Source organism: Haloarcula sp. Atlit-120R, assembly GCF_003665885.1.
Classification (GTDB): Archaea; Halobacteriota; Halobacteria; order Halobacteriales; family Haloarculaceae; genus Haloarcula; species Haloarcula taiwanensis.
Window position 1 is genome coordinate 268,292 of the sequence record NZ_QPLN01000002.1, and the last position, 15,645, is coordinate 283,936.

The window sequence follows — 15,645 nt, forward strand, 5'->3', positions numbered from 1 at the left end:
ATCCGGGGACGCGCCTGAACGATACTATTACGTATCGACTGGGGTAATCAGTCGCCAGACGAATGGTCGAACACACTCGAACGCTGGATTTCAAAATCGCGTTCGCAATCGGGCTGGGGACGATGATCGCGGCCGGAATCTTCTCGCTGTCCGGCACCGCCGTCGCAGCAATCGGATCGAGCGCCGTCATCGCGTTCGTCATCGCCGCCGTCATCGCGGGCGTCACCGCCGCCGCGTACTCCGAGTTCGCGTCGGTCTACTCAGAAAACGGCGGCGGCTACCTCTTCTGTTCGCGGACCTTCGAGGACCGGGACCTGCTGACCTACAGCATCGGGATGTCGCTGTTTCTCGGCTACACCGGCACGACGGCGTTCTACCTCGCGACGATGGACGAGTGGGTCGTCCGCTTTCTCCTTCCCGAGGCGCTTCACTTCCTGCCACACGGGACAGCCGGCGTGGCGACTGCGGTCCTGCTCGGCGTTCTCAATGCCCGCGGGACCGAGGAAAGCGGGAGCTTCCAGCTCCTCGTCACGGGCGCGAAGGTCGCCGTTCTGCTCGCGTTCATCGGCGGTGCGTTCGCCTTCCGCGGGCCGTCGGTGGCCGTCAGTAAGTTCGCTGGAAACTTCGGCGGCGGCCCCGTCGATATCCTGACTATCTCTGCGCTGGCGTTCATCACGTTCTTCGGCTTCTCGGCCATCGCGGCCAGCGCGGGCGAGATAATCGAGCCGAAGCGGACCGTCCCACGGGCCATCGCCGCGAGCATCCTCACAGTCACTGTCCTCTACGCGCTCGTCATCGTCGCGATGGTGAACTCCCCGATTCCAGCAGAGGTCATCGCACAGGAGGGCGAGACGGCGATGGGGCGGGTCGCCGCTTCGTTCCTCGGGAGCATCGGCGAGAGCCTCATTGTCGCCGGGGCCATCTTCTCGATGGTGTCGGCCTCGAACGCGTCGATACTCGCCGCGAGCAGCATCGGCTCGCTGATGGGGACCCGCGGGCAGGCCCCCCGGCGGTTCTCGCGCATCCACCCCGACTACGGGACGCCGTCCTGGAGTGTGGCGACCGCGACGGCGACCATCGTCGCGCTCATCGTGTTCTTCATCGCGCTGTTCCCGGCTGAGGGCGGCCTGTTCAGCGGGCTCGGCCTCCATCTCGGGCTGAACGCCCTGACCGGGTTCGCAACGCTGAACCTCCTGTTGCCGCTCGCCGTCGTCAACGTCGCGCTCATCTACTCCCGGCGGCGGTTCCCGGATATCACGCGGGGCTTTCGCGTCCCCGGCGTCCCGGTGGTCCCGGTCATCGGCGTGCTGGCGAACCTCGGGCTCATCTACAACCTCCCGCCGAAAGGCGTCGTGACCGGGCTCGTACTGACGGGCGCGATGGTCGTTGTGTACCTCGCCTGGGGCGGCGCGCCGGAGACCGAGGACCTGCTTCGGGAGGTGGTCCCGGAGACGCCGGCGTCGGGTGCAGCGGGGGCTGAAGCGGCCGCCGAGACCGGCGGCTTCCGCGTCCTCGTCCCAATCGCACGTCCGGGCCGGGCCGCTCGCTACGTCGAACTCGCCGCGGCGCTGGCGAAGGTGTCCGACGAGGACCCCGTCATCCACGTCCTCAACGTGACGCAGGTCCCCGACCAGACGCCCTGGGAATCCGTCCAGGACACCGCGAAAGCACGGACCGAGCGCATCCGGTCAGAACTGGGGGATGACTACGGCGTCGACCTCCTCATCGAGGGCCACACCTGCCGGGACGTGGCCTTCGATATCCTCCAGACGGCGCGCGACGACGACGCCGACCTCATCCTAATGGGGTATCCCGAACGCCATCAGGACGTGACCGAGACCGTCGAGCGCGAAGCACCCTGTGACGTGTTCTTCGCCGACAAGACTGCGTCTGCGGACGCCCTCGACGTTATTAACATCGGCGCAGGCGGCGGCCCCCACCATCAGGCCGTGCTCCCGCTGGTGAACGCGCTCGGGCAACTGGGGAGCGACCTCCACCTCATTAACGTCAGCACCGACGACGAGGGGGCAAACGAGGCGTCGGGGACGACGCTTGACGCGCTTGAGGGCGTCGAGACGACCCAGGTCCACAACGTCCGTGCCGGCACCGTCGCCGACGGCCTCGTCGAGACCGCGGCGGAAAACGGCGGCGTGCTGGTCATCGGCGCGTCGCGGGACCGCTGGCTCAGGCAGGCCCTGTTCGGCAGCACTCCTGACGAGGTCATCGCACTGGCCGCCGACCGGGATGTGCCGGTCCTCGTCTACGCCAGCCAGACCGGCGTCTCGGGCCGGCTGAGCGAGCGGCTGTTCCCGGTCACGCGGTACCTCAGAAAGCGGCTGTCGCGGTCGGGCCGGAAACAGGGGTCTAGCCCCGACTGGAACTAAGTCGTCTCGCAGCCGGCGCGCTTATCGGTGGATGTCGACCGATTCGAGCAGCATTTCTTGGGTCGGCGCGTCGTTGCGGTCGGTGTCGACGCTGCCAATGGACTCGACGACGTCCATCCCGTCGACGACCTTCCCGAAGACGGCGTGTTTGCCGTCCAGGTGGGGCTGGGCGTCGAGGGTGATGAAGAACTGCGAGCCGTTGGTGTTCGGGCCGCTGTTGGCCATGCTGAGGACGCCCGGGCCGTCGTGAGTGAGGTCGTCGTGGAACTCGTCGTCGAAAGAGTAACCGGGGCCGCCGCGGCCGGTGCCGGTCGGGTCCCCCATCTGGATCATGAAGTCCTCGATGATGCGGTGGATGTCGATGTCAGTGTACAGCGGATCGATCCGCTTCTCGCCGGATTCAGGGTCCTCCCACGCGCCGGTCCCCGGAGCGATTTCGGTCCCGTCGTAGTCGTTGGCGCCTTCGGCCAGGCCGACGAAGTTATCGACGGTGGTCGGCACGCGCTCGTCGTACAGTTCGACTTCGATGTCGCCCTCTGTCGTGTGCAGGGTCGCGGTCAGGTCGCTCATACTCGGTCGGAAGGAAGCCCGGCAGAAAAGCCTGCCCACTGACCGAGGGTTCTTGTGCCAGCACCGGACCACCCCCGCCGTGTCCTGACGACTGACCGCGTGGCGTCCAGCGGGTGTCCGACACGCCGCCACGCGCCGGTGAGTGTCGGCTGTTCGTCGTACCAGGCTACGGCAGGTGTGACAGCAGCAGGTCCGATACCTGCTCGGGGGCATCGAACTGGACCCAGTGGCTTGCCGCCGGGAGCCGCTCGACTCGACAGTTCGGGACCCACTCGCCGAGGTCCTGCGTCAGCGCCAGCGAGAGCGCGTCGTCTTGCACGCCCCAAATAAGGAGCGTTGGCGCTGTCACCGGGTTGTCGCCGACGCCGCCCACAGTGAGCGTCAGCTTTGCGTTCCGCCGGGCGAGCGCCCGGTAGTAATTAACTGCGGCCGTGCGTGCGCCCGGTTGCCCGAGTGCCCGCTTGTACCGCCGCACGTCGGTCTCTGTGAAGGCGTCGGGTCGGGTTGGCCCGTCAGTCAGGATACGCTCCAGCATGGCGAAATCGTTCCAGCGGAGGCTAGCCTCGGGAAGGACGGGGAGCTGAAAGAACAGCACGTACCAGGACCGAAGTAACTGGTCGACCGAGCGGCGGATCTCGCGCTCGTATGCTGACGGGTGGGGCGCATTCAGGACCGCGAGTTGGTCGACTACGTCCGGTCGGTCAATGGCGGTCTGCCAGGCAACGACGCCGCCCCAGTCGTGACCGACGATGTGGGCCTGCTCGCGGCCGAGCGCCGAGACGAGTCCGGCCACGTCGGCGACCAGTTCGTCGATGTGGTACGCGGCGACGCCGTCGGGCTTATCAGAGTGATTGTAGCCCCGAAGGTCCGGCGCGACCACACGGTAGCCGGCGTCTGCGAGCGCCGGTATCTGGTGTTTCCAGGCGTACCAGAACTCCGGAAAACCGTGCAACAGGACGACGAGGTCGCCGTCCGACGGGCCAGCGCTCACGGTGTGGAGCCTGATACCGTTGGCGTCGGCCAGCTCGTGGACTCCGGGCGTCTCCGATGCGGGTACCGTCCACGCAGTGCTGTCACGAGCGCTAGCGTGTTGTCCCATCAGAATGCCTTCGCCCGCTCGGTAGAAATCGGTTCCGCTCTGCTCGTCGTCGGATTAGAAGGCCCGGAGGTCGTCGAGTGTCTCCGCTGCACTGCCGTCGGCAATCGCGCCACGGGCCCGTTCAAGCCCGTCCTGAATGCTGTCGGCGTCCTCGCGGGCGTAGATCCGGAGCGCGGCGTTGAGCGCGACAGCGTCGGCGAAGCCGTCCTCGCGTTCGCCGGTCAGTACGGCTTCGGTTATCGCCGCCGACTCTTCGGCCACGTCATCGACCTGCAGGTCCTCGCTCTCGATGTCCATCCCGTACTCGCCGGTGCGGATCTCGAAGTCCGCGATGTCCTCGTCGTCGGATTCGTCGCCGGTGACGGGCCATTCGGCGACGATGGTCTCGCCGGGGCGGACGTCGTCGTAGCCCTCCATTCCCTGGAAGAACAGCGCCCGCTCGACGCTGCTGGTCTCGGACTGAGCAAGCGTGCGGACCATCTTCTTCGCGAAGGCCAGGTGGTAGAAACTGCCGAGGTGGACGCTGGCGTCGGCCGGGTTCGCCAGCGTCTCGACAGTGTTGACGAAGGTCCGGACGCCCATGTTGTCGCGGCGCTCGAACAGGGCGTCGATGCCGGGGTTGAACGCCGGCTGGTAGTAGAAGCCAAAACCGCTCTCGTCGACCATGTCGGCGCTCTCGCTCGGCTCGAGTTCGGTTCGGACGCCGAGTTCGTCCAGCACGTGCTTGTAGGCGTCCTGTTTCTGCGTCGGGACGCGGTCGCCGGAGTGGACGACGACGGGTGTGCCGGCGGCAGCGGCAACAACACCCGCGGCGACGCCGAGAATCGCCGACCGGCCCTTGCCGTCGTAGTTGGCCCCGCAGTCGACCGGGTCAGCGTCCGGCGTGGCTGTCTCGACCGACTCCTCGGACATCACGTCGACGTACGCACCCAGTTCCTCGGGGGTGTTGCGTTTCCAGCGGTTGGCGAGCCAGAACGCACCAAGCGTCGTGTGGTCGGGTTCGCCGCCGAGGATGCGCTGGAACGCCTCCCGGGCTTGCGTGCGGGACATATCGTCGGCAGATTTGTGACCGGAGCCGACGACTTCCGTCATGAGTCGTTTGAGCGGCCATTCGCCGTACTCCCGGGTCGCTTGCGCCATGGAAACGTGTTCGGGCCAGAGTTCAAAAGCCCCTGCGTTTCGTTCTCAATTTGTGGGAACTGACCGCCTTCCCGAAAGGGATACACGACTACGCTCCTAATCGTGTACAATGAGTCTCAAGTCGGGTGAGTGGCGCGAGCAGATCGACGAGGTAGACGCTGCGCTCATCGACGAGTTCCAGAGCGATTTCCCGATTCAGGAACGTCCCTTCGAGGCTGTCGGTGAAGCGTTGGGAGTCTCGGCGGGGGAAGCACTCGACCGGGTCAGAACACTCCGTGACGACGGTATCTTCCGTCGGTTCGGCCCAGTCCTCAATCCGCCGGTCATCGGCTCTTCCACGCTGGCGGCTGTCAGTGCACCGGAAGACCGGTTCGACGAGGTCGCAGAGATAATCAACGGGTACCGACAGGTGAATCACAACTACGCTCGCGACCACGAGTGGAATATGTGGTTCGTTGTCACTGCAGGCTCTCGACAGCGGCGCGACGAGATCCTAGCCGAGATTGAGGAGCGAACCGGTTGTTCGGTACTCGTCTTGCCGATGTTGACCGACTACTACATCGATCTTGAGTTCCCGGTTGTCAACGGGGACCGGTTCGCCCGGGAGAGTCTGGAGACGACCGACGCCACTGCGACCCGCATAAGCGAAGATGCCGCCGCGGACCTCTCGGAGCTGGACCGACAGTTGTTGCTCGAAATCCAGACCGGCTTCCCGCTTGTCGCAACACCCTACCGCAACGTGGCAGACGCTCTCGATGCCGACGTGTCGGACGTACTCTCGGCGATCAAGCGCCTCCAGCAGACTGGCTGTATCAAGCGTATCGGCTGTGTCGTGAATCACATCGTTACCGGGTTCGACAACAACTGCATGGTTGTCTGGGACGTGCCGGACGACGCTCTTGACGAGCGCGGGCAGGCAGTCGGCGAACTCCCCTACGTCACGCTCTGCTACCATCGGCCACGCCGCCCGGAGCAGGACTGGCAGTACAATCTCTTCACCATGATTCACGGGCGCGAAGCGGCCATTGTCGACCAGAAGATCGACGAACTCGCGACCGAACATCTGCCGTACGACCACGACCGACTGTACTCGACGGAGACGCTCAAACAGACTGGGGCACGATACGACGATATTGTCGGCCAGTAACCATTTTCAGTCAGGTCGTCTCGGGCAAGATGGCCGGAATCCTTTTGCAATTCTGTGGTATATATGCTAGCTAATGACAGAGAGGCGACGAGCGACGATCCTCGTTGTCGATGACGAGCCAGCGGTGGCTGACGTGTACGCGGACCAGTTACGTGACCGGTACGCAGTCGAAACGGTGTACAGCGGTGAGGCAGCCCTTTCGAAGCTAGATTCCACAGTCGACGTTGTCCTGTTAGACCGGCGGATGCCGGACCGCTCCGGCGACGAGGTACTGTCGGCGATCCGTGAGAAACGCTACGACACACGCGTGGCAATGGTGACCGCAGTTGACCCCGATTTCGACATCATCGAGATGCCCTTCGATGATTACGTCATCAAACCGGTGTCGAAAGAGGACCTCTTCGGGACAATCGAACAGTTGCTTCGGTACGCCGATTACGAGGAACGCCTGCGTGAGTGCTACTCGCTCACGGCGAAATACGCTGCACTGGAGTCGTCAAAACCACAGGCGGTCCTCGATGAGAGCGAGGAGTTCACTGCACTGAGAGCCGAGCTTACCGAAGTCCGTGCGGAACTTGACGAACTCACGGGTTCGTTCGACGCCACTGACTTCGAGTTGCTGTTCCGAAACTTTGAGACGGACGAGTCAATGCCGGACAGCACACAGTTTTGATCCGGCTCGGAGTGGTCGCTTCGGGACTCACGGCGACCCGCCCACCCTTTCGAAAGCACTAACCGATTCTCTTCCATAGAGAGGGCAATGAGTCAACAACTCCCGGACGTGCAGGCGTCGAGTCCGGACGTAACGGTCGGTCTCAATCGCGTCGGTGTGACGGGCGTCGAGAAGCTCGTCAAACTGGGGCGTCGTGACCGCGACCCCATCGTACTCATGGCGGAGTTCGAAGTGTTCGTCGACCTGCCGTCTTGGCGAAAGGGTGCCGACATGTCCCGCAATATGGAGGTCATCGACGAGACGCTGGAGACCGCCGTCTCCGAGGAGGCCTACCGGGTCGAGGACGTCTGTGGCGACGCCGCCGAACTCCTGCTTGAGAAGCACGACTATACGACGAAAGCGGAGGTTCGGATGGAAGCCGAGTACGTCACACACGAGAAGACGCCGGAGTCGGGGATGGCCACCCAGTCGACGGCCGATATCATCGCCTCGGCGACAGCGACCGAAGACGGGACGAGCGAGGAAATCGGTGCCCGCGTCACCGGGATGACCGTCTGCCCGTGTTCGCAGGGGATGTCAGCCTCTCGCGCCCGTGAAACACTCCAGCAGCTCAACGTCGAAGACGATGTCATCGAAGAGTTCCTCGAAACCAACCCACAGGCCGGCCACTCACAGCGCGGCCACGCCACGCTCACCGTCCAGAGCGACGGCGCGCCTGAGGTCGATCTGAACGAACTCATCGAAGTCGCCCGGGATTCGATGAGCGCCCGCATCTACAACCTCGCGAAGCGGCCCGACGAGGACCACATGACCTACGAGGCCCACAAAGACGCCAAGTTCGTCGAGGACTGCGTCCGCGCCCTCGCCGAGGGCGTCGTCGAGACGTTCCCGGACCTGCCGGACGACGCCGTCGTGACGATGAAACAGTCGAACGACGAGTCCATCCACCAGCACAACGCCCACGCCGAGCGCGTCGCGCAGTTGGGCGATTTGCGGCAGGAAGTCGGCGAGTAGCGAGGACTGAGCGAAGCGAAGTCCTCGGAACGTCGAGCGGGGAGCGTAGCGACCCGCGAGACTACCTTAGTTGTTGAACGAAGCGAAGTCCTCGAACCGTCGAGCGAGGTGCACGAGACGCGCCGCGTCTCGATTGCGAGCGGTGAAGCCGCGAGCGCCGTCTCGCGGTCGCTGTCTGTGACTCTGTTTCTCACTCACCGATGACCCAGTTACGGCGGGCCGACCGGCTTTGCTTCTGCCCAGTGTTCTTCGAACGCCTGGCTGATATCGGCAGTGAAATCGGAGTCCTTCATGTCGATGACGCCGAAGGTTTCCTCGCGGCCCAGCGGGTGCGGGACCTCGATACAGACCTCGACCCCATCGAGTAGCTCGAACGTGGTCCTGATGTTGGGGCTGGCGCGGGCACTGTAGTTGTCGTAGTGGAAGAGGCGCTCGTAGTACTCGCGGTTGGCTTCTTCAGGAAGGCTCTCGAACAGATCCGGCCGAACGAGCAGAGACACTTCGACGCCCCGTTCCAGCGCCGCTTCGAGTTCATCCACGATTCGCTCGGTCCCGGAGAGGATGTCGACCTGCCGGGCGGGTGCCGAGCCGACCATGATAATCTCGTCGTCGGCGGCGGCCAGCCGCTCAAGCAATAGGTCAAGCGAATTGTCGGGGCCAACGGCGGCTGTCCAGAACGGCTCCTCGACGGGCTCTGCCGACTCCAACTGTGTCGAGAGGTCGTCGACGATTTCCTCGTACTGGCCGACCTTCTCCTGGAGTTCCCGCTTCTTGTCCTCGAGCAGGCGGTCGAGAGCCGTGTCCGGTTCGACGGCGACGTATTTTTTGGGTCGGCTGGCGGTCTGGCTGCGGACGAGATTGTACGTTTCGAGGCTGTTTAGCACGTCGTAGATGCGGCCCATCGGAACGTCGCTGGCCCGCGATAGCTCCTTGGCCGTTGTCGGCCCTGTTTCCAGCAGTGATCGGTATGCTCTGGCTTCATATTCGGAGAGTCCGAGATCTCTGAGACTGGACATACCCATACATCAAGGTACGTGTGCAAAAACTTGTCGGGGGTTTACCGTTTGTCCACGTTTGCGGCCGTTGTTCGTGTCAGTGCTCGCCAGTGAGTGCGGCTTCGAGTTCGGCCGGGGTCGTCCCCTCGGCGACGATAGCATCCCCGTCGAGGAGTCGTGCCGTGCCGTCGCCGTCCGGCTCCGGGACGACGGTGATTTCGTGATCAGCCAGTCGAAGCGCCGCGCGGTGGAGATCGGTCCCTGCCTCGGTCCCGACCGTGAGCGTCTGGGGCTGCTGGAGACGCGCCGCAACACCGGCGTAACCAGCGACTTCGACGCCCATGCGCTCGGCCGCGCCGGCGAAGGACTCGACCGCTGAAAGCGCTGCGTTGCGGTATCGGTCCTCACCGGTGAGCGCCGCGAGGTCGACCAGTGCGTCGGCCAGTTCCACCGTCGCGTCGAGTGGGTGAAGCGAGCGGTCACAGAGCCCTGGCCCGCTTGCAGGCCCGTCACGGAACGCACCTCCGTCCTGCTGGCGGTTTTCGATCGTCCAGTCCGCGACAGCTTCGGCTGGCCCCGGCTCACCGAGGACCTGCCAGCTCGTCGTCAGCCCCTGGAGGAGCTGTGCCTGGTCCAGCAACAGGCCGGTGTCACTGTCCGTGCCGTCGTAGTGGGTTACCTCGCCGCCGTGGACGAGGGACTCACAGACCGCGTCCCGTGCGCGAGTCGCGTACTGCCGGGCGCGCTCGTCGTCGGTGTAGGCCGCCACCCACAGCAGGGCGTCGATGGCGAGGCCGTTGCGGTCGGCGAACACCGTGTCGTCGATGTTCGGAGGTACCGTTCCCTCCCGCTCGCTCGGTTCGAGCCGGTAGTACTCGTCGGAGCCGGCCTGGCTCGCGGCGAAGGCGTCGTCGGCCCACAGCGTCGTCGTGAGGTAGTCGACAGTCCGCTGGGCGGCGTCCCGGTACGCTTCGGTCCCGGTGTACCGGTAGCCGTGGGCGAACGCCCGGACCAGCGCAGCGTTCTCGTCCAGTAGTTTCTCCCGTCGCGGGTTCCCCCAGTTGCGCTCCGTGGCGTACCGAAAGAAGCCGCCGTCGTAGGTATCCAGCAGGTGGGTCCGAATCGCCTCCAGCGTCCGGGTCGCCTGGTCGCGCGCCCGGACGAGGGCGAACTCCACGGTCCGTGGCAGCGGGAACTTCACGTCGGTTCCCCAGCCGCCGAACTCGTCGTCGAACGCGCCTAGCAGTTGCTCGACCATGTGCTCCTCGATGCGCGGGCGGAGCTCGCCAGCAGGGGGTGATTCGTCCTGTAGCTGCCGTGGGACCGACCCCGCCGCCGCGCCTTGGGCGTCCCACGATTCCCGGACAGAGTCCAGAATACCGCGGAACCCGTCCGGTCCGAGGAACGTCGCGCCGGTAATGACCTCGCCTTCAGGTGTCAGGAACACCGTCGACGGGAACCCGCCCATCGTGTACCGCTCCCGGACGCGGGGATTGCGGTCGGCATCGACACGGACCGGGATGAACCCGTCGTTGATGTTGGCCGCGATGCGGGGCTCGCCGAACGTCCCGCGGTCCATGGCCCGGCACTCAGCACTCCACGGGACCGTCAGCGCCAGCAGCACCGGCTTCCCCGACTCGGCGGCGTCCTCGAAGGGGTCCGGTCCCCACTCGCGCCACTCGACCTTCGTGTCGCGTGCGTACTCGTCCATACCTGCCCTGGGCGGTGAGCGTACAAAGGCTCTCTCACTCGGCGAAAGACCGATTGTCGGGGCGACCCAAGCGTCGGCGATGGATACCCCGCAGGCGATTCCCGAAACACCGGAGCCGGTCACGCCGGGTGACCGGCCGCCCCGACTCGGCCGCGTCCCGTTCATCGACAACACCGCCGCGATGCTACGTGACCCGCTCGGGTTTTACGACCGTGCCGGGGCCCACGAGGCCGACGTGGTGGGGTACAGCGTCGCCGGGACGACGGGCTGTTTCGTCTGCCACCCGGACCTCGTCGAGCAGGTGCTGGTGACCGACGCCGACGCCTACGAGAAGGGGCAACTCCTCCAGGACACGCTCGGTCAGTTCATCGGCGAGGGGCTGTTCCTGCTGGAGGGCGAGGAGTGGCAGCGCCAGCGGACGGCGCTCCAGCCGGCGTTCTACCGGGAGCGCATCGCCGCCTACGGCGACACGATGACCGCGTTCGCCGACCGGACGGCGACGGGATGGCGCGACGGCCAGCGTCTCGACGTGCGCCCGCACATGCAGTCGCTGACGCTGAACATTCTCGGCAAGACCCTGCTCGACGTGGACATCGAGACCACTGCGGACGCGCTGGAACCGCTGCTGGACGCGCTGCGCGAGCGCCTGGACCCGCGGTCGCTGTCGGCGTACCTCCCGCTGTGGGTCCCGACGCGGACGAACCGCGCCGTCAATCGCTCGCTGTCCGAGTTCCAGTCCACGCTCGACGACGTCATCGCCGCCCGCCAGCGCGAGGCCGACCGCGCCCGCGAAGCCCGCGACGACGTTCTCTCCCTGCTGCTCTCGCTCGACGACGAGACGATGGACCGCGAGCGACTGGGCCACCAGCTGCTGACCTTTCTGGTCGCCGGCCACGACACGACGGCGCTGACGCTGACCTACGCCTGGTTCCTGCTGGCGAATAATCCGAAGCGCCAGCAACGCCTGCACGAGGAACTTGACGCAACACTGGGAAACAGACAGCCGACGCCCGAGGACCTGTTCGACCTGCCGTACCTCGACGCCGTGGTGAACGAGGTGCTCCGGCTGTACCCGCCCGCTTTCACCGTGTTCCGTCAGCCGACGGAGCCGGTGACCCTCGGCGGATACGAACTCTCGACGGACGCACAGCTCACCCTCCCGCAGTGGCTCATCCACCGCGACGACCGCTGGTACGACGCGCCCGACGCGTTCCGCCCTGAACGGTGGGACGACGACCTCGAAGCGTCGCTCCCGGACTACGCCTACTATCCCTTCGGCGGCGGCCCGCGCCACTGCATCGGCATGCGCTTCGCCCGGATGGAGGCCAAACTCGCGCTGGCGACCATCGCCCAGCGGTACGCCGTCGAAGCGGTCACCGAACCGCCGCTCTCACTGGCGATGCAGATTACGCTGAGTCCCGCAGAGCCAGTCGAAGTCCGATTACGAGAGCGGTGAGCGCCTGACCGGGCGGCCGACAGTCCGGTCTCGCTCTCGAAAGGCGTTTGGGGGCGGGCCTGCAAGCAGTCGTATGCTCCGGGTCATCGGGCTGTTGCTGCTCATCCCGCTGTTCGACATCGTGTTGCTGGTGACGGTCGCGATACCGTTCCTCGGCCCGCTCGTGACGGTCGCGCTCGTCGTCCTGACGGCGCTGGTCGGCATGCTGCTGGTCCGTGCCGAAGGCCGTGCGACGCTCCGGCAGATACAGCAGCGGCTCGCGGTCGGCGAACTCCCGACCGACGAACTCATCGACGGCGGCCTCCTCATCGCCGCCGGCGCGTTCTTCCTCACGCCCGGCCTGGTGACGGACTTCGTCGGCCTGCTGCTCGCGGTCCCGTTCACCCGCTACCCCGTCCGGGCCGCCACGCGCCGCTGGGTCGTCCAGCCCTACGTCGACGCCAAGACCGGCGGCTTCGCCAGCGGCCAGGTGTATGTCGGCGGCTTCCCCAACGACGAGAACGGGCCCACTGGCCCCGGCCCGACTGGTCCCGACGGCGGCTCCGGCACCGGCTCCAGCGGCGGCGGCTCCTTCGACCCCGACGAAGCCACCGACGTCGACTTCGACGACAGCGACGAAAACTGAAGCCCTGACGCGGTTTCACATCCCCAACCGGCCGCGAAACGTTACCCTTTTCAATACCCCTCGGGTACAACTGAATGCGTTGGGCCAATAGCTCAATCAGGTTGAGCGCTCGGCTGATAACCGGGAGGTTCGCGGTTCAAATCCGCGTTGGCCCACTATTCTCGAACCGTCCTGACACCGTGAGAGAGTCGACTGCGTCGTGACGGCGTCAGGCTGGCCGGGCTAGTCGGTGTACTCGTCGAACAGGTCGGCGACGCGCTCCGCTATCTCGTCTCGGATTTCCCGCACGCGCTCGACGGACTGACCGTGGGGGTCGTCCAGCGCCCAGTCGCGGACTGCCACGTCGGCATCGAGGTCGAGCGTCGAACACCCCATCGTCGCAACAACGGTGCAACTGTTGAGTTCGTCGTTCGAAACAGCTTGCGGGACCCGGTCAGATAGGTCGATGTCGAGTTCGGCCATTGCCTCGACGACTTCCGGATGCACTTCGTCTGCGGGGTCCGTGCCCCCGGTCAGGATTTCGACCTCGTCTTCGAGCCCGCGGCGGGCTCGCTCTCGTTCGGCGAACGCTGCGGACATCTGACTCCGGCCGGCGTTCTGGACGCAGACGAACCCGAATCGCAGTGGCGTAGTCATACCTGAGCGTTCCGGGCGAGCGGAATAACCCTTCCTAAGACCGCTATTGTGGGCTATATAGTCGGCGGCCACCGCCCGCTCTGGACCGGTCAGGCGGGAGGACTGCGAGCCAATGAGTGGGAGCCGTCCGGCCGGTGACAGGTCGGCGAACCTATATACCCTTCAGATTGAGGGGCAGTCCCTTCGGTCGTCCCCGTCCCTGCCTGCCACATGCCGGAGTACCGCTTCGCGTGTCCCAACTGCGGTGCGTGTACGACGGTCGACGGCGGCGTTCGGGAGCGCTTGCTGGCGGTCGGGTGTCCGGTCTGTGCCGAACCGGTCGACGCCCGAGCGTTCGTCGAAGTCCCGGCACACACCGACACCTGACGGGCGGGCCGCTAGAAATCGCTCAGTTGCGACTGGAGTCCGGCGACGAGTTCGGACTTGCGCCGCAACGCCCCGAGGCTGACGGGGAGTTGGTCGGCGATAGCTGTCAGCGTCTCCCGGAAGGACTGGGCGGTCCCGGGTTCACCGTCGAAGGCATTCCGGACCCCTTCGCGCACCTGCCAGACGCCGACGGGTGCCCAGTAGTCGTCGGTTATCTCCCGCAGCACCAGACACTTCGCCTGTCTGTCGCGCTCCTGCAGATGTTCGAGGACGCCGAGCCGCGCCGCGTAGTACGCCCCCGCAGTCTCCTCGACGTAGGCCGTCCGACCCTCGTAGCCCTCGTGGGCACTCGACATGTAGTAGCCAGTCTCCGGACGTGGGTTCCAGACGCTCTGAGGCGCTTTCATTTCGACGAGTTCGAACTCCCAGCGGCCGGGCGCGAGCACGACCCAGTAGCGGTTCCCCATGTACTCGTTGTACCACAGCTCCGGCTTGTCGATGGTGTCGGCGTTGCGCAGCGTCCCGCGGACGTACTGGCCGACCGTGTCGTCGACCGCCGTAATCGACCACCGCGTCGGCACCAGCGACCGTTCGCTGGCCTGGCCGAGCGCGCCCGCCGAGAGGATAGTGTTGATGTCGTAGACGTCGAAGCCCCGACGGTACAGGTACGCCATCGCGCCCTCCGCGCGCCAGTCGTCGTCCGACAGCGTCTTCTCGACGGGCCGGGGGACGTGGGGGTTCTCGGCCAGGTCGGCCCCTGTCGCGTGTGCCCGCGGCCCCGTCGGCGTACCCACGTCGTCGAACTCCACGTCCAGTTCCGGCGTGCCGTCGAGTCCGACCTCCACGTCGACGGGATGGTCCGCGATGGCGACCTCTCGTTGGACGCCGACGAAGCCGTTCCAGACGTCGTGGACGCCGCCGCCACGTCCGCTACCGGCGCTGACCGAGTCGACCGACGCCGTCTGCGTGGAGTTGACCATCCCGGTCCGGCGCTGGAGCACGTCCTCGATGCCCAGCCCCTCCTGGTACCACTCGCCGCTGGTCGCGAACCCGGCCGCGGCGGCGTCGGTGTCGACCGGGGAGAGCAGGCCCGTGGAAACGTTGGGGTATCCCGAGCGACCGACGAATATCTCCGGGGCCGTCGACCCGAACAGCGAATCGCCCTGCACCGCCGCCTCGAACTGGCGCTCGACGTCTTCGAGGTGGTCCGTGATGGCGTAGGACTTCTCCGCAGCGAGCCGCCGCCGCTGTGCGGCTTCGTCCTCTTCGAACCCCTCGATGAACTCGTCGAGTTGCATCTGTCACGCCTTCGGCCCTCCCCGATAAGAACCTTTCCGGGGGTCCGTGGGAGAGCAACTCTTACAGGGTTGGATTGAGTAACAACAGGTGATATAAATCATGGCAAATACAACGAAGTGGTTCCTCCTCGGCGCAACGCTGGTCAGCATGGTTGTCGTATTCGTCTCGGCGCTTATTCCGGTCGCGTACCAGCAGGCGCTGGTCAACCTCCTTGTTGGGGAACTTGCGGCACTCACGCTCGCCCATTCCACGTACCGCGTTTCGTCGGGGAAACAGGTAAGCCCAGCCGCAGCGGCGATAACCATTCTGTCCGGGATCGTTCTGTTTCTCTCACCCATTTTCATCGAGCCTGTCGACCCCATCCTGTCGATAATGTTTGCCGCCGGAGCCGTTGTCACCATCGGCGGGCTGGTCGGTGTCCTGGGTCGGTTCTTGGGCGGTGAAGAGGGCCGACAGACCGGTGCCGAACGCATCAGAAGCAAAGCCGGGAACTGATAGACCGACCACAACGTCTATATCGACGGGTCAGC

Annotated in this window: 15 protein-coding genes and 1 tRNA gene; 9 read left to right on the forward strand and 7 right to left on the reverse strand. The window is 65.5% G+C overall.

Annotated elements, in window-relative coordinates:
• Positions 1-62 precede the first annotated feature (62 nt).
• Positions 63-2,384: an amino acid permease gene (locus DVK01_RS08630; RefSeq protein WP_101349269.1), complete on the forward strand. Its 2,322-nt coding sequence runs from the start codon at positions 63-65 to the stop codon at positions 2,382-2,384.
• A 21-nt stretch (positions 2,385-2,405) separates the two neighbouring features.
• On the opposite strand, the gene DVK01_RS08635 is transcribed toward DVK01_RS08630, so the two are convergent.
• From DVK01_RS08635 to DVK01_RS08645, 3 genes are all read right to left on the reverse strand, one after another.
• On the reverse strand, positions 2,406-2,954 hold the full coding sequence (locus tag DVK01_RS08635; RefSeq protein WP_121536353.1) for a peptidylprolyl isomerase: 549 nt from the start codon (positions 2,952-2,954) through the stop codon (positions 2,406-2,408).
• A gap of 166 nt (positions 2,955-3,120) precedes the next feature.
• Positions 3,121-4,053 (reverse strand): alpha/beta fold hydrolase, encoded by a 933-nt coding sequence (locus tag DVK01_RS08640; protein WP_121536355.1) that lies wholly within the window; start codon positions 4,051-4,053, stop codon positions 3,121-3,123.
• Between the two features lie 54 nt (positions 4,054-4,107).
• On the reverse strand, positions 4,108-5,193 hold the full coding sequence (locus DVK01_RS08645) for an anthranilate phosphoribosyltransferase (protein WP_121536357.1): 1,086 nt from the start codon (positions 5,191-5,193) through the stop codon (positions 4,108-4,110).
• Positions 5,194-5,302: 109 nt separating this feature from the next.
• Here DVK01_RS08645 and DVK01_RS08650 point away from each other — a divergent pair, with 109 nt between their 5' ends.
• From DVK01_RS08650 to mptA, 3 genes are all read left to right on the forward strand, one after another.
• On the forward strand, positions 5,303-6,340 hold the full coding sequence (locus DVK01_RS08650; protein ID WP_121536359.1) for an AsnC family transcriptional regulator: 1,038 nt from the start codon (positions 5,303-5,305) through the stop codon (positions 6,338-6,340).
• Positions 6,341-6,413: 73 nt separating this feature from the next.
• Positions 6,414-7,013, forward strand: a complete 600-nt coding sequence (locus DVK01_RS08655; protein ID WP_121536361.1) for a response regulator — start codon at positions 6,414-6,416, stop codon at positions 7,011-7,013.
• Between the two features lie 87 nt (positions 7,014-7,100).
• Positions 7,101-8,027: a GTP cyclohydrolase MptA gene (gene mptA, locus DVK01_RS08660; protein ID WP_101349275.1), complete on the forward strand. Its 927-nt coding sequence runs from the start codon at positions 7,101-7,103 to the stop codon at positions 8,025-8,027.
• 209 nt (positions 8,028-8,236) lie between these two features.
• Here the strand turns inward: mptA and DVK01_RS08665 are convergent, their stop codons facing one another.
• Together DVK01_RS08665 and DVK01_RS08670 are read right to left on the reverse strand one after the other, a co-directional pair.
• A complete protein-coding gene (locus DVK01_RS08665; RefSeq protein WP_053966348.1) occupies positions 8,237-9,043 on the reverse strand; it encodes a TrmB family transcriptional regulator in 807 nt (268 codons plus the stop codon).
• A gap of 76 nt (positions 9,044-9,119) precedes the next feature.
• Positions 9,120-10,733, reverse strand: a complete 1,614-nt coding sequence (locus DVK01_RS08670; RefSeq protein ID WP_121536363.1) for a DUF255 domain-containing protein — start codon at positions 10,731-10,733, stop codon at positions 9,120-9,122.
• Between the two features lie 79 nt (positions 10,734-10,812).
• Between DVK01_RS08670 and DVK01_RS08675 the strand changes: the two genes are divergently transcribed.
• The 3 genes from DVK01_RS08675 (at position 10,813) to DVK01_RS08685 (ending at position 12,969) form a co-directional block, all read left to right on the forward strand.
• Positions 10,813-12,189, forward strand: coding sequence for a cytochrome P450 (locus DVK01_RS08675; RefSeq protein WP_121536365.1), 1,377 nt, complete (start codon positions 10,813-10,815; stop codon positions 12,187-12,189).
• Positions 12,190-12,262: 73 nt separating this feature from the next.
• Entirely contained in the window at positions 12,263-12,814 is a 552-nt protein-coding gene (locus DVK01_RS08680; RefSeq protein ID WP_101349278.1) for an FxsA family protein, read from the forward strand.
• A gap of 81 nt (positions 12,815-12,895) precedes the next feature.
• Positions 12,896-12,969 (forward strand) — tRNA-Ile (locus tag DVK01_RS08685).
• 67 nt (positions 12,970-13,036) lie between these two features.
• Here DVK01_RS08685 and DVK01_RS08690 read toward each other — a convergent pair.
• Entirely contained in the window at positions 13,037-13,450 is a 414-nt protein-coding gene (locus DVK01_RS08690) for a low molecular weight phosphatase family protein (protein WP_101349279.1), read from the reverse strand.
• Between the two features lie 210 nt (positions 13,451-13,660).
• Here DVK01_RS08690 and DVK01_RS08695 point away from each other — a divergent pair, with 210 nt between their 5' ends.
• The gene (locus DVK01_RS08695) at positions 13,661-13,816 is read left to right on the forward strand and encodes a zinc ribbon domain-containing protein (protein ID WP_121511190.1); all 156 of its coding nucleotides are present in this window, start codon (positions 13,661-13,663) and stop codon (positions 13,814-13,816) included.
• 11 nt (positions 13,817-13,827) lie between these two features.
• Here the strand turns inward: DVK01_RS08695 and nreA are convergent, their stop codons facing one another.
• Positions 13,828-15,114, reverse strand: coding sequence for a DNA repair protein NreA (nreA, locus tag DVK01_RS08700; protein ID WP_101349280.1), 1,287 nt, complete (start codon positions 15,112-15,114; stop codon positions 13,828-13,830).
• Between the two features lie 100 nt (positions 15,115-15,214).
• On the opposite strand from nreA, the gene DVK01_RS08705 reads away from it, so the two are divergent.
• On the forward strand, positions 15,215-15,610 hold the full coding sequence (locus DVK01_RS08705; protein WP_101349281.1) for a hypothetical protein: 396 nt from the start codon (positions 15,215-15,217) through the stop codon (positions 15,608-15,610).
• Positions 15,611-15,645 lie beyond the last annotated feature (35 nt).